Source organism: Pseudomonas sp. K8 (assembly GCF_014889455.1).
Classification (GTDB): Bacteria; Pseudomonadota; Gammaproteobacteria; order Pseudomonadales; family Pseudomonadaceae; genus Aquipseudomonas; species Aquipseudomonas veronii.
Genome location: NZ_VJWO01000004.1, coordinates 180,045 through 193,041, shown reverse-complemented (window position 1 = coordinate 193,041; position 12,997 = coordinate 180,045). Strand labels below are relative to the sequence as shown.

Annotated in this window: 14 protein-coding genes; 7 read left to right on the top strand and 7 right to left on the bottom strand. The window is 60.3% G+C overall.

All coding sequences use genetic code 11. The features are described 5' to 3' along the window. Positions 1 to 372 precede the first annotated feature (372 nt). Positions 373 to 813 (bottom strand): PA3611 family quorum-sensing-regulated virulence factor, encoded by a 441-nt coding sequence (locus INT12_RS05035; RefSeq protein ID WP_017844664.1) that lies wholly within the window; start codon positions 811 to 813, stop codon positions 373 to 375. Positions 814 to 1,011: 198 nt separating this feature from the next. On the opposite strand from INT12_RS05035, the gene INT12_RS05030 reads away from it, so the two are divergent. The 3 genes from INT12_RS05030 to INT12_RS05020 all read left to right on the top strand — a co-directional run bounded on the left by INT12_RS05030 (position 1,012) and on the right by INT12_RS05020 (position 3,072). After that, positions 1,012 to 1,731: a tRNA-uridine aminocarboxypropyltransferase gene (locus INT12_RS05030; protein ID WP_193040198.1), complete on the top strand. Its 720-nt coding sequence runs from the start codon at positions 1,012 to 1,014 to the stop codon at positions 1,729 to 1,731. A gap of 252 nt (positions 1,732 to 1,983) precedes the next feature. After that, positions 1,984 to 2,634 carry a response regulator transcription factor ErdR gene (gene erdR / locus INT12_RS05025; protein WP_017844666.1) on the top strand — a complete coding sequence of 217 codons (651 nt, stop codon included), beginning with the start codon at positions 1,984 to 1,986 and terminating at the stop codon, positions 2,632 to 2,634. A 75-nt stretch (positions 2,635 to 2,709) separates the two neighbouring features. Further along, a complete protein-coding gene (locus INT12_RS05020; protein WP_017137081.1) occupies positions 2,710 to 3,072 on the top strand; it encodes a diacylglycerol kinase in 363 nt (120 codons plus the stop codon). A gap of 3 nt (positions 3,073 to 3,075) precedes the next feature. Here the strand turns inward: INT12_RS05020 and INT12_RS05015 are convergent, their stop codons facing one another. Next, positions 3,076 to 4,002, bottom strand: a complete 927-nt coding sequence (locus INT12_RS05015) for a LysR family transcriptional regulator (protein ID WP_017844668.1) — start codon at positions 4,000 to 4,002, stop codon at positions 3,076 to 3,078. A gap of 125 nt (positions 4,003 to 4,127) precedes the next feature. Here INT12_RS05015 and fpr point away from each other — a divergent pair, with 125 nt between their 5' ends. Then, a complete protein-coding gene (gene fpr / locus INT12_RS05010; RefSeq protein WP_017844669.1) occupies positions 4,128 to 4,907 on the top strand; it encodes a ferredoxin-NADP reductase in 780 nt (259 codons plus the stop codon). A gap of 117 nt (positions 4,908 to 5,024) precedes the next feature. On the opposite strand, the gene tsaA is transcribed toward fpr, so the two are convergent. From tsaA to rimO, 5 genes are all read right to left on the bottom strand, one after another. Continuing rightward, positions 5,025 to 5,720, bottom strand: coding sequence for a tRNA (N6-threonylcarbamoyladenosine(37)-N6)-methyltransferase TrmO (gene tsaA / locus INT12_RS05005; protein ID WP_193058773.1), 696 nt, complete (start codon positions 5,718 to 5,720; stop codon positions 5,025 to 5,027). Between the two features lie 3 nt (positions 5,721 to 5,723). Continuing rightward, positions 5,724 to 6,185, bottom strand: a complete 462-nt coding sequence (locus INT12_RS05000) for a DUF1456 family protein (protein ID WP_017844671.1) — start codon at positions 6,183 to 6,185, stop codon at positions 5,724 to 5,726. Between the two features lie 68 nt (positions 6,186 to 6,253). Continuing rightward, positions 6,254 to 6,964 (bottom strand): rRNA pseudouridine synthase, encoded by a 711-nt coding sequence (locus INT12_RS04995; protein WP_053254683.1) that lies wholly within the window; start codon positions 6,962 to 6,964, stop codon positions 6,254 to 6,256. A 71-nt stretch (positions 6,965 to 7,035) separates the two neighbouring features. Further along, positions 7,036 to 7,509 (bottom strand): GNAT family N-acetyltransferase, encoded by a 474-nt coding sequence (locus INT12_RS04990; RefSeq protein WP_126586102.1) that lies wholly within the window; start codon positions 7,507 to 7,509, stop codon positions 7,036 to 7,038. A 115-nt stretch (positions 7,510 to 7,624) separates the two neighbouring features. Beyond that, positions 7,625 to 8,965: a 30S ribosomal protein S12 methylthiotransferase RimO gene (gene rimO, locus INT12_RS04985; protein WP_046384502.1), complete on the bottom strand. Its 1,341-nt coding sequence runs from the start codon at positions 8,963 to 8,965 to the stop codon at positions 7,625 to 7,627. A 312-nt stretch (positions 8,966 to 9,277) separates the two neighbouring features. Here rimO and INT12_RS04980 point away from each other — a divergent pair, with 312 nt between their 5' ends. From INT12_RS04980 to INT12_RS04970, 3 genes are all read left to right on the top strand, one after another. Continuing rightward, a complete protein-coding gene (locus INT12_RS04980; RefSeq protein ID WP_017844675.1) occupies positions 9,278 to 11,179 on the top strand; it encodes a potassium transporter Kup in 1,902 nt (633 codons plus the stop codon). Between the two features lie 225 nt (positions 11,180 to 11,404). Then, complete coding sequence (locus tag INT12_RS04975; RefSeq protein ID WP_017844676.1) at positions 11,405 to 12,511, top strand: NADH:flavin oxidoreductase/NADH oxidase; 1,107 nt, start codon at positions 11,405 to 11,407, stop codon at positions 12,509 to 12,511. A 271-nt stretch (positions 12,512 to 12,782) separates the two neighbouring features. Then, on the top strand, positions 12,783 to 12,968 hold the full coding sequence (locus tag INT12_RS04970; RefSeq protein WP_017844677.1) for a hypothetical protein: 186 nt from the start codon (positions 12,783 to 12,785) through the stop codon (positions 12,966 to 12,968). The last annotated feature ends 29 nt before the right edge of the window (positions 12,969 to 12,997 follow it).

The following is a 12,997-nucleotide window of genomic DNA, read 5'->3' as shown; positions in this document are numbered from 1 at the left end:
CTCCTTCTTCACAGAGCCTGGGCGGGCGGCGAAATATTCGTCCGTGGCCACGACACTGCATGTGTCGCTGCATGCCCATGGCATTGCACGGTGTTCGCCAAGCGGCAAAGCGCGACTCTGTATGTTCCTTGTGATTTAAAAACCTTTGCACTGCACATGGCAGGAGGACAACTCTGTTTTGCCCTGAAAATGTTACAGAACAGCATGGGAACTGGGCTGAGCGGGTTGTGGGAATGAGACGATCATGGGCCGAAAAACCCTTGGCTGGCAACCGCTTATTGGTCTCACGTCACAGCGTGCAGCGTTCGGCGGCAAACACAAACGAGGGAATTGCGCGCCACTGGACAGCAGCGCGCGGGGGGCATGCGCGAGTTACTTTTTCTTCTTCGCCGCAGTCGGTGCCGGGCAGTCTGCTTCGACGAATTTCACCGAAGCCACCGGGCGGTTGGTCTTGTTTTCGGTGATCTCGTAGCGCATCACCGCGCCCTTGGCCATCAGCTCGCGGTAGCCGTGGTTCAGGCACACGCTTTGTCCGAGCTGGAAATACACCGCCTTGGGGTTGGCACGCATCTGTTCGGCACGATCAGGCTGCACGCTGAGGTGATCGATCAACTGCATGCCTTCAACGGTGTAGGCCACTTCCAGGGTTTTTTCATCGATTTCCCGGGGCAGGTCTTTGTTGCTTTCAGCCGCGACGCTTTGCAGCTTCTTGTTCATTTGGGCCTCCAGCAGCGAGGCCGCCTGGGCGCCAACAGGCAAGACCAGCGCGAGGGCGACGGATGGGGCGACAAGACGCAGCATGGAACGCAGCATGAAACTCTCCTGATTCGGTTACTGGTGCATAGACCAGCCACTGGGCTGTGCGTTCAGTGGCGCGCAATTATAGGTGAGCCCTGGCCGGTACAGCCAGGCGTATTGCTGGGAAGTGCGTGTGGCTCTGGTAAACTGCGGCCACTTAAGCCTTCCTCGAGTTCCCCCAGTGTCGATTTTCCTTTCCGTGCGGCGCATCCGATGAGCCACGCCGTCTCTCGTCTGCGTACCCAGCGCCTGGCGCGCGCCATCAGGCCTTTCGTCAATCGGGGTTCGCGTGCCGAGCGCTGCCCCGGCTGCCGGGTGATCCCCGCGTATTGCTTGTGTGCCTGGCGGCCCAAGGTCCAGGCCCGGTCTGCGATGTGCCTGTTGATGCACGACGTCGAACCGATGAAGCCCAGCAACACCGGCTGGCTGATCGCCGATGTGATTGACGACACCAGCGCGTTCGCCTGGTCACGCACCGAGGTCGACCCCGGGCTGCTCACTTTACTGGCTGACCCGCAGTGGCAGCCCTACATCGTGTTCCCCGGCGAATTTGTCGCGCCGGAACGGGTTGTCAGTGAGGTCAAGGTGGGGGAGGGCAAACGCCCGCTGTTTATCCTGCTGGACGGCACGTGGAGCGAAGCGCGCAAGATGTTCCGCAAAAGTCCCTATTTGGAGCATTTGCCGGTCCTCAGCCTGGCTCCCGAGCAGTTGTCGCGCTACAAACTGCGTCGTTCCAAGCGGGATGATCATTTCTGCACCGCCGAAGTCGCCGCGCTGTGCCTGGAACTGGCCGACGACGACGCGGCCAGCGAAGTGCTGGACGCTTACCTTGATGTGTTCAGCACCCATTATCTGGCCGCCAAGTTCCAGTTACCGCTGGACTCGACGGATATCGTCCATACTCGTCTAGCGCCCTACATCCCGGCGGTATAACCAGACGACGTTTGCATGATGGCACCGTAAATCCGACAACCGCTAAACTGCCCATTGGCGTAGTGCTTGACCACCCAGGCTGCGCTGGGCATGCTGGGCGCCGATCAGGGCGCAACCGTGAATTTCCAACGTCGTTTCAGGTGCTTTTGACGTTGAGCATGCCCTGTGGTGATGGCTGCCTGGCCGTTACCTTGTGTATTGGCGAACCCTGAACCCATCAGGGCTGCCATAAAAAACAGGATCATTTAATCAATGGCCACATACGAAATCCTGATAGCTGATGACCACCCGCTGTTTCGCAGTGCGCTGCATCAGGCAGTAACGCTGGGCTTGGGCCCCGATGTCCGTCTGGTTGAAGTGGCCAGCATTGCCGAGCTGGAAACCCGCCTCACCGAAAAATCCGACTGGGACCTGGTGCTGCTCGACCTGAACATGCCTGGCGCCTATGGGTTTTCGGGGCTGGTGCTGTTGCGCGGGCAATACCCGCAGATTCCCGTGGTGATGGTCTCGGCCCAGGAAGAAGCCGATGTAGTGGTGCGCTCCAAGGAGTTTGGCGCCAGCGGTTTCATTCCCAAGTCGAGCTCCATGGAAGAGATCCAGAAAGCCGTGCGCGCGGTGCTGGAGGGCGATGTGTCCTGGCCGCCGCAAGCGTTTGAAGAGATCAACGTGTCCGACGAAGCCAAGGCTGCCCGCGATGGCCTGGCCAGCTTGACGCCCCAGCAGTTCCGGGTGCTCACCATGGTCTGCGAAGGCTTGTTGAACAAGCAGATCGCCTACGAGTTGAGCGTGTCGGAAGCGACCATCAAGGCCCACGTCACCGCGATCTTTCGCAAGCTGGGGGTGCGAACGCGAACCCAGGCGGCGTTGCTCTTGCAACAACTTGAGTCAATTTCGCAGCATTAAGCTATTGTCGATTCACGCTTTTTTGACTTCGCGTGATCTAGTTTTCCCACTTCTTTGGTTCAGTTGCCTACATTTATGTCGCCTTTCAAGGGTCAAACCGGTATCAAACGTATCTTCAACGCAGGGGGCTATTCCCTGGATGGCCTGCGCGCAGCCTTCACCGGTGAGGCGGCGTTCCGTCAGTTGGTGTTGCTGAACGTCATCCTGATCCCGCTGAGTTTTTTCCTGCATGTCAGCCGCGTCGAACGGGCGCTGTTGATCGCGGTGTGCCTGCTTGCGTTGATCGTCGAGTTGCTCAACTCAGCCGTGGAAGCGGCCATCGACCGCATTTCCCTGGACCGTCACCCACTGTCGAAAAACGCCAAGGACATGGGCAGCGCCGCGCAATTCGTGGCACTGACCATGATCACCCTGGTGTGGGCCGTGATCCTGATCTAAGCCTCAGGCAATGTTCGGCAGCACGATTTCGTCGCTGCGCTGAACCCCGGCGGTGAAGGCGCGGCACAGCTCGAGAAACTCGCGCATCGCCGAGGTCTGGTACTTCTGCTTGTGCCAGATGAAGTAGAACTGCCGGGCCAGGTCCAGGTCCGGGGTTTCTACCGGCACCAGGCTGCCGCGGCGGAAAGCATCGCGCAGCGCCAGCCGGGAAATGCAGCCAATCCCCAGCCCCGACTCCACCGCACGCTTGATCGCTTCGGTGTGTTCCAGCTCGAGGCGAATGTTCAGCACGCTGCGATGATGGCGCATGGCCTGATCAAAGGTCAGGCGCGTGCCCGAGCCCTGTTCGCGCAGAATCCACGCTTCATGGGTCAATTCCTCCATGGTCGCTACGCCGCGCTGGGCCAGGTGATGCTGAGGCGCGCAAAATACCACCAGCTCATCTTCCACCCAGGTCTGCACTTCGATATCCGGGTGGCTGCAGTCGCCTTCGATTAGACCCAAGTCAATTTCATAATGCGCAACCTGGTGCACGATATGTGCAGTGTTCTGCACGTGCAGCTTCACCTGGCTCTCGGGGTGCTGCTGCATGAAGCTGCCGATCAGCAGCGTGGCCAGGTAATTGCCGATGGTCAGCGTGGCGCCGACGGCCAGTGAACCGAAGCCAGACTTGCCGTTGAGCAGGTCTTCGATCTCCTTGGCCTGGTCCAGCAGGGCTACCGCCTGGGGCAACAACTGACGGCCGAGGGCGTTGAGGCTCAGGCGTTTACCCGCCCGGTCGAATAACTGGCAGCTGGATTGACGCTCCAGCTCGGTGATTGAGGTGCTGGCGGCGGATTGAGATAAGGCCAGAAGGCCAGCAGCGCGTGAGACGCTTTCCTGCTGGGCGACGGCGACGAAGACTTGCAGTTGACGGAGAGTAAATCGCATATCGATATAACCGATAACCCTTATCTTAATAATCCAGTTAACAGATATTGTCGCCGCCATTAGAATGCTGTGCAATTGCGCACTTATCATTTTGGCGCAGACCCATCTCCAGGAGTCCCCCGTACATGAGCAACATGAACCACGAGCGTGTCCTCAGTGTTCATCACTGGAACGACACTCTGTTCAGCTTCAAGTGCACCCGCGATCCGGGCTTGCGCTTCGAGAACGGTCAGTTCGTGATGATCGGCCTGCAACAACCCAACGGCCGCCCGCTCATGCGCGCTTATTCGATTGCCAGCCCGAACTGGGAAGAGCATCTGGAGTTCTTCAGCATCAAGGTGCCTGATGGCCCGCTGACTTCCCAGTTGCAGCATCTGAAGGAAGGCGACGAGATCATCATCAGCAAAAAACCGACAGGCACCCTGGTGCTTGACGATTTGAAGCCGGGTAAACACCTGTACCTGCTCAGCACCGGTACCGGCCTTGCGCCATTTATGAGCGTGATCCAGGACCCGGAAACCTATGAGCGTTTCGAAAAAGTGATCCTGTGCCACGGCGTGCGTTACGTCAACGAAGTCGCCTACCGCGAATTCATCACCAAGCACCTGCCGCAGAATGAATTCTTCGGCGAAGCCCTGCGTGAAAAGTTGATCTACTACCCCACCGTGACCCGCGAACCGTTCGAAAACCAAGGCCGTCTGACCGACCTGATGCGCAGTGGCAAGCTGTTCCGCGATATCGGCCTGCCACCGATCAACCCCCAGGACGACCGCGCCATGCTGTGCGGCAGCCCAAGCATGTTGGACGAGACCAGCGAAGTGTTGAACAGCTTCGGCCTGAAAGTTTCGCCACGCATGCGTGAACCGGGTGACTACCTGATCGAACGCGCCTTCGTCGAGAAGTAAGCGCGGTCAAAAAAATGTGGGAGGGAGCTTGCTCCCGATTGCTGAGTGTCAGTCAATGCATCCGGTGACTGACCCGCCGCTATCGGGAGCAAGCTCCCTCCCACATTGGTTTTTGGTTTATTTAGCTGCAATCACTTCCAGTACACAGATGACGCCCGCCTCGGGATAGTGCCAGCGCACATCCACGTCCCAGAACTGCGCGCCATATTCCCGCTCGGGCCCGGGCGTTTGATAGGCCGGCCGCGGGTCTTGTGCCAAACACTGTTCGATCAACGCCACCAGCGGTTCAGCAAGGCGCTGAGCGTGGCCTTGCGCCTGGTGCAGAGCCGTCTTCCGCCACTGCACGGGAATCAGTGGCGGCGTGCCATTGGCGATGCCGTTGGTGGCGTTGTCGACAATGTCGGCATACGGCACATACGGCTTGATATCCAGCACCGGCGTGCCATCGAGCAGATCGATCCCGGAGATCCACAACCGGCCCGGTTCGACCTTGTCCAGCTTCACCACCGACTGGCCAATCCCGTTGGGCCGATGGGTCGCACGGGTGGCAAACACGCCCATGGACTTATTGCCGCCCAGACGGGGCGGGCGCACTTTCAGGCGGGGTTTGTCTTCCAGGGCCTGGTGGAACAGAAACAGCAGCCACACATGGCTGACCTGCTCCAGGCCCTGCACCGCCTCGCCGTGGTCGAACGGCGCGACCAGCTCCAGCACGCCGCGGGCGGCAGGCGCCAGTTGCGGTTGGCGCGGGATGGCGAACTTCTCCTTGAAGCAGGAGCGCACGAAGCCGACGGGCGAGACCTGGTAACTCATGGCTTACGCGCGAACCCGCAGGGTCAGGCCCTTGAGGAAGTTGCGCAGCAACTGATCGCCGCAGGTGCGGTAATTGGTGTGGCCGAACTTGCGGAACAGCGCGCTCAGCTCAGGCTTGGACACCGGGAACTCGGCAGCCTTGAGGATGGCGTGCATGTCGTCTTCCTTCAGTTCGAAGGCCACGCGCAGCTTCTTGAGGATGATGTTGTTGGTCACCGGGGTTTCGATCGGTTGCGGCGGACGGCTGTCGTCCTTGCCGCGCTTGAAAATCACCAGGCCGTCAAGGAAGTGCGCCATGACCTCGTCCGGGCAGAACACAAAGCCTTCTTCCTCGTCTTTCTTGAGGTAAGTCAGCAGGTCTTCCTTGGTCACGTCCATGCCGCCGAGTTTGATCAGCTCGACCATCTTGTTGTCGCTGATGTCGAGCATGTAGCGCACGCTGCGCAGTACGTCGTTGTGAATCATGGTGGGCAATCCTGGTTTTCAACGGTGGACACCGCCCACGCAGGCGGTGTCGAAAAAGGGGGAGTGGCTCAGAACTTCTCTTTGCCGGACAGGTAACGCCATTGGCCGACCGGCACCTTGCCGATGGACACGCCGCCGATGCGGATACGACGGATGGCGATGACTTTCAAGCCGACAGCTTCGCAGAACAAGGCGATCACCCCCGGTTGCGGGTTTTTCATCGCAAAGCGCAGGCGGTTTTCGTTCTGCCAGCTGGCTTTCACCGCCGGCAGCTCTTTGCCTTTGTAGGTCAGGCCATGGTTGAGGCGGTTCAGGCCGTGAGCAACCATGTCACCTTCGACCTCCACCACGTATTCCTGCTCGATCTTGGCGGCATCGGCGGTCAGTTTGCGCAGAATCTTCCAATCCTGGGTGAACACCAGCAGGCCGCTGGCCTTGGCTTGCAGGTCAGCGCTGGCGGTCAGGCGCAGGAAGTGGCCCTTGAGCGGGCGCTTGCTGAAGCGGTGTTCTTCCGACAGCGTTTCGGCGCTGATCGACGCCATTGCCGTCTCGGCATCCACGCCCACCGGCGCGTGCAGCAGGATGGTCACAGGCTCTGGCGCGGTGGCCTTGGCCTCGGGGTCCAGTTCGACCTTCTGGGTGGTGACCTTGAACTGTGGCTCGTCGATCACTTCACCGTCCACCGAGACCCAGCCGCCTTCGATAAACAGCTCAGCCTCCCGACGGGAGCAACCGACCAGTTCGATAAGGCGTTTGGAGAGGCGTATGGGGTCAGTCATGACAAGGGCCGTAGCAAAAGGGGGCCGCTATTGTACCTGTGTGGGCGCGGTTAATCCCGGCCCCATTTCATTTAGCCCTGACGCGCCTCTTGCTGCACCTGGCGCAAACGCATGTGCAGCAGCGGATAAGGCTGCCCCAGGCCATCATGCTCCGTGCGGCCGATGACTTCGAAGCCTTGCTTGAAGTAAAAGCCCAGCGCCTGCGGGTTCTGTTCGTTGACGTCCAGCTCATCGGCGTTCATGCGCTCGATCGCGTAACGCAGCAATTGCCGGCCGAGGCCCTGGCCACGGTGCTGCGGGTCGATGAACAGCATCTCGACCTTGCCCGCGGCCACCCCGGCGAACCCGGTGATGCGCTGGCGCGTGTCCTTGGTGCAGATCAGCATCACCGCATCGAGGTAGCGGGTCAGCACCAGGTTTTTCAGCAGCGTGATGTAGCTGTCCGGCAGAAAGTCATGGGTGGCGCGCACCGACGCCTCCCAGATCCGCGCCAACTCGGCGTAGTCGCTGGTTTTAGGGGTGTGGATAACCGAATGCTGACGCATGCCCGCTGCCCTTTGTGGATGTTCGGTGTCGATGGGCAAAACGATAGACCCAAAAAAGCCCCGCATCTTGTCCAGAAGCAGGGCTTTTTCACTTTTTTATCCGCGCCTGATGCGATCAGTCGCGCTTTTCGGCCCACAGGTCGTATTCGTCGGCATCGGTCACCGTACACCAGACCTTGTCGCCGGGTTTCAAACCGCTGGCGTCGTCGATAAATACGTTACCGTCGATTTCCGGGGCGTCGAAGAAGCAGCGGCCTACGGCGCCTTGCTCGTCGACTTCGTCGATCAGCACTTCGATTTCCTTGCCGATGCGCAGTTGCAGGCGCGCCGAGCTGATCGCCTGCTGGTGCGCCATGAAGCGCTCCCAACGGTCCTGCTTGACGTCATCCGGTACTACGGCCAGGTCCAGCAGGTTGGCCGGGGCGCCTTCGACCGGCGAGTACTGGAAGCAGCCGACGCGGTCCAGTTGGGCTTCGGTCAGCCAGTCGAGCAGGTACTGGAAGTCTTCTTCGGTTTCGCCCGGGAAGCCGACGATGAAGGTCGAACGGATGATCAGTTCCGGGCAGATCTCGCGCCAGTTCTTGATGCGCGCCAGGGTCTTGTCTTCGAAGGCCGGGCGTTTCATGGCCTTGAGCACTTTCGGGCTGGCGTGCTGGAACGGGATGTCCAGGTACGGCAGGATCTTGCCGGCGGCCATCAACGGGATCAACTCGTCCACGTGCGGGTACGGGTACACGTAATGCAGGCGCACCCACACGCCCAGGCTGCTGAGGGCTTCGCACAGCTCGGTCATGCGGGTTTTCACCGGCGCGCCGTTCCAGAAACCGGTGCGGTATTTCACGTCGACGCCGTAGGCGCTGGTGTCCTGGGAGATCACCAGCAGTTCTTTCACGCCGGATTTGACCAGGCGCTGGGCTTCGTCCAGCACATCGCCCACCGGGCGGCTGACCAGCTTGCCGCGCATCGACGGGATGATGCAGAAGCTGCAACTGTGGTTGCAGCCTTCGGAAATCTTCAGGTACGCGTAGTGACGCGGGGTCAGCTTGATGCCTTGCGGCGGCACCAGGTCGATCAGCGGGTTGTGGTCCTGGCGCGGCGGCACCACTTGATGCACGGCGTTGACCACCTGCTCGTACTGCTGCGGGCCGGTCACGGCCAGCACGCTCGGGTGTACGTTGCGGATATTGCCTTCTTCCACACCCATGCAGCCGGTGACGATGACCTTGCCGTTTTCCTTGATGGCCTCGCCGATCACTTCCAGGGATTCCGCCTTGGCCGAGTCGATGAAGCCACAGGTGTTGACCACCACCACGTCCGCGTCCTGGTAAGTGGACACGACGTCATAACCTTCCATGCGCAGTTGCGTCAGGATGCGTTCGGAGTCGACCAGAGCCTTCGGGCAGCCCAGGGAAACAAAGCCGACCTTGGGGTTGGCTTTTGCGATGGTGGTGGACATGTCTAACCTCGGTATTGAATGACGCCGCCAGTCGGGCACGACAAGGCGGTAGACGGGCACTTGGCGCGCTCGTAAAAGAGCATGCTTTTGTGCCTCTGATCAAAAAGTGCGCAATTCTAGCGACGGGCAACGCACTTGACCAGCTTTATGCAGGGAAATACGACGAGTGCTGCGCTATGCTTCGCGCCGTTGCGAACGGGTGAAATCCTTGGGTCAACAAAACGTCTGTTACGAGAAGTAAAACAGCGCATGCTAAGGTCCGCTTAGATGCGTTGTTTATAAGAGACCTCAGGTATAGGGCAGGAGTGGTTGATGGGTCAGGCAAGTAGTCAGGCAGCGGGTGCCGAGCATTCCAATGCCAAGCCGATTGGCATGCTGGTGGCAGCGGTCGGGGTGGTTTATGGCGATATCGGGACCAGCCCGCTCTATACCCTTAAAGAGGTGTTCGGTGGAGGGTATGGGGTTCAGGTCAACCAGGACGGAGTCTTCGGGATACTGGCGCTGATCTTCTGGTCGCTGATCTGGGTCGTTTCGATCAAGTACGTGTTGTTCATCCTGCGCGCCGACAACCAGGGCGAGGGCGGGATCATGGCCCTCACTGCGTTGGCGCGGCGAGCGGCGTCGCCGTATCCGAAGCTGCGTTCGGTGCTGGTGATTCTCGGGTTGATCGGCGCGGCGCTGTTTTACGGCGACAGCATGATCACCCCGGCAATCTCGGTGCTCTCGGCGGTAGAAGGCCTGGAACTGGCCTTCGAAGGGCTTGAACGCTGGGTCGTACCGCTGTCGCTGGTGGTGCTGGTGGGGCTGTTCCTGATCCAGAAACATGGCACCGACCGTATCGGCAAGCTGTTCGGGCCGGTCATGGTGTTGTGGTTCCTGGTGCTGGCGGGCCTGGGCGTGCATGGCATCAGCCAGCATCCGGAAGTGCTCAACGCATTGAACCCGGTGTGGGGTGTGCGTTTCTTCATAGTCCACCCAGGCATGGGTGTGGCGATTCTCGGCGCCGTGGTGCTGGCATTGACCGGTGCCGAAGCGCTGTACGCCGACATGGGCCACTTCGGGCGCAAACCCATTGCCCGTGCCTGGTTCGCCCTGGTGCTGCCGGCGCTGGTGCTCAACTATTTCGGCCAAGGTGCGTTGCTGCTGGAAAACCCCGAAGCGGCGCGTAACCCGTTCTACCTGCTCGCACCGAGCTGGGCGCTGATTCCGTTGGTGGTGTTGTCTACCCTGGCCACGGTGATTGCGTCCCAGGCGGTGATTTCCGGCGCGTTCTCCCTGACCCGTCAGGCGATCCAACTGGGTTACATCCCGCGCATGCACATTCAGCATACGTCCAGCGCCGAACAGGGCCAGATCTACATCGGCGCGGTGAATTGGTCGCTGATGGTCGGCGTGATCCTGCTGGTGCTGGGTTTCGAGTCGTCCAACGCGCTGGCTTCAGCCTACGGCGTGGCGGTCACCGGCACCATGCTGATCACCAGCATCCTGGTGTCGGCAGTGATGCTGTTGCTGTGGAAATGGCCACCGGTGTTGGCGATTCCGGTACTGATCGGTTTCCTGTTGGTCGACGGGCTGTTCTTCGCCGCCAACGTGCCGAAAATCGTCCAGGGCGGTGCATTCCCGGTATTGGCGGGGATTGTGCTGTTTATCCTGATGACGACGTGGAAACGCGGCAAGGAACTGCTGATGGACCGCCTCGACGAGGGCGGCCTGCCGCTGCCGATCTTTATCAGCAGTATCCGCGTGCAGCCGCCCCATCGCGTGCAGGGCACCGCCGTGTTCCTCACCGCGCGGCCCGACGCGGTGCCCCATGCGCTGTTGCATAACCTGCTGCATAACCAGGTGTTGCACGAGCAAGTGGTGTTGCTGACGGTGGTCTACGAAGACATTCCCCGCGTTCCCGCCGCACGGCGCTTCGAGGTGGATGCCTACGGTGAAGGGTTCTTCCGCGTGATCCTGCACTTCGGTTTCACCGATGAGCCGGACGTGCCCGAAGCGCTGAAGCTGTGCCACCTGGATGATCTGGATTTCAGCCCGATGCGTACCACGTACTTCCTCAGCCGCGAAACGGTCATCGCCTCGCGCATCAAAGGCATGGCCCGCTGGCGCGAAGGCTTGTTTGCGTTCATGTTGAAGAACGCCAACGGCAACCTGCGGTTCTTCAAACTCCCGGTCAACCGGGTGATCGAGCTGGGCACCCAGGTCGAAATGTAAGCGGTTGTTGGACGGGAGCCGGCAATCGGCTCCCGCTTTGTCTTCTGAACCCTGTGCAATCCCTCGTTGTCGACTAGGCTCTAAGCACTGTTGTGTAGGAGCGGGCTTGCCCGCGAAAAACCTTAACGGTAACGCGTCGATCCTGGATAAACGCGGTGCCCATGAGGCTTTCGCGAGCAAGCTCGCTCCTACAGAAGTGCCCAAAAAGCCAAGAAGAGGTGCGCCATGAGTCAGTTGCTCGAACCGTATACCCTGCGCCAATTGACCCTGCTCAATCGCATTGCCGTGTCGCCGATGTGCCAGTACTCCAGCGTCGATGGCCTGGCCAACGACTGGCACCTGGTCCACCTCGGCAGCCGCGCTGTCGGCGGGGCGGGGCTGATTTTCACCGAAGCCACCGCCGTGACCGCCGAGGGCCGTATCACCGCCGAAGACCTGGGCCTGTGGAACGACGCACAGATCGCCCCGCTGCAACGCATCACGCGCTTTATCACTGCCCAGGGCGCCGTGGCCGGGATTCAACTGGCTCACGCCGGGCGCAAAGCCAGTACCCATCGGCCGTGGATCGGCAAACACGGCAGCCTCAAGCCGCAAGACGGCGGCTGGGTGCCGGTGGGGCCCTCGCCGATTGCCTTTGACCCGAACCACACGCAGCCCAGGTCGCTGGACGAGGCGCAGATCGAGCAAGTGATCGCCGACTTCGTCGCCGCCGCCAAGCGCGCGTTGACCGCCGGTTTCAAAGTGGTGGAGATCCACGCTGCTCACGGTTACCTGCTGCATCAATTCCTCTCGCCCATCAGCAATCAGCGTCAGGACCAGTACGGCGGCACCTTTGAAAACCGTATCCGCCTGGTGCTGCAAGTCACCGAAGCGGTGCGCGAAGTCTGGCCGCAAGACCTGCCGCTGTTTGTGCGGGTGTCAGCCACCGATTGGGTGGAGGACGGCTGGAACCCCGATGAAACCGTGGAACTGGCACGTCGCCTGAAAGCTTTGGGGGTCGACCTGATCGACGTGTCCTCCGGCGGCACCGCCGCCAACGCCGAGATCCCCATCGGCCCCGGCTACCAGACGCGGTTTGCCGAGCGTGTGCGCAAAGAGTCGGGCATCGCTACCGGCACCGTGGGCATGATTACCGAGCCGGCCCAGGCCGAACACATCCTGCGTACCTGCCAGGCCGACATCATCTTCCTCGCCCGCGAGCTGCTGCGTGACCCGTATTGGCCATTGCATGCCGACGATGACCTGGGCGGGCGCAAGGCGACCTGGCCGGCCCAGTACCAGCGGGCGACCCATCGGGAGCAGCCGATTCATGAGTCTGATCTCAGGGATTGAGCCTTCTTAGGTTCCAACAAAACCCACCCTTATCCGGTGGGTTTTTTTTGCCAGGCGCTGTGGGATAGGGCTGTAGGTATTTATTCCTGACCCAATTATTTAAGTGAATACTCTAAAAAAATCCCACACGTCATGAGATTGTTTCTACGCTTAGGGTACGTCTGATTTCTGGCCCAGGGAGTCAGTCGGTTTGTCTACCGGGGCATTGCGCTTCACGGCAGGCGGGTAATGGGCACACGGAGTTTTTGATCGATATCAGGAGAAACAGTCCATGGCCAAGTCCTATGGTGTAGCGGGTGTGGTGGCGTCTTTTCTGACCCGCAGGGTGTCCTTGCGTGCCCGAAGGTTGAGTTCCGATGAAGCTGAATTGCTCGCGCAGTATCGCGCCTTGACCGAGAACGATCAGGTGGCGATGCGCTATTTGATTGGGGCGATGAAGAGTGTGTCGCGGTTCTGAGCGGGCTGTGACCCCATGTGGGGGCGGGC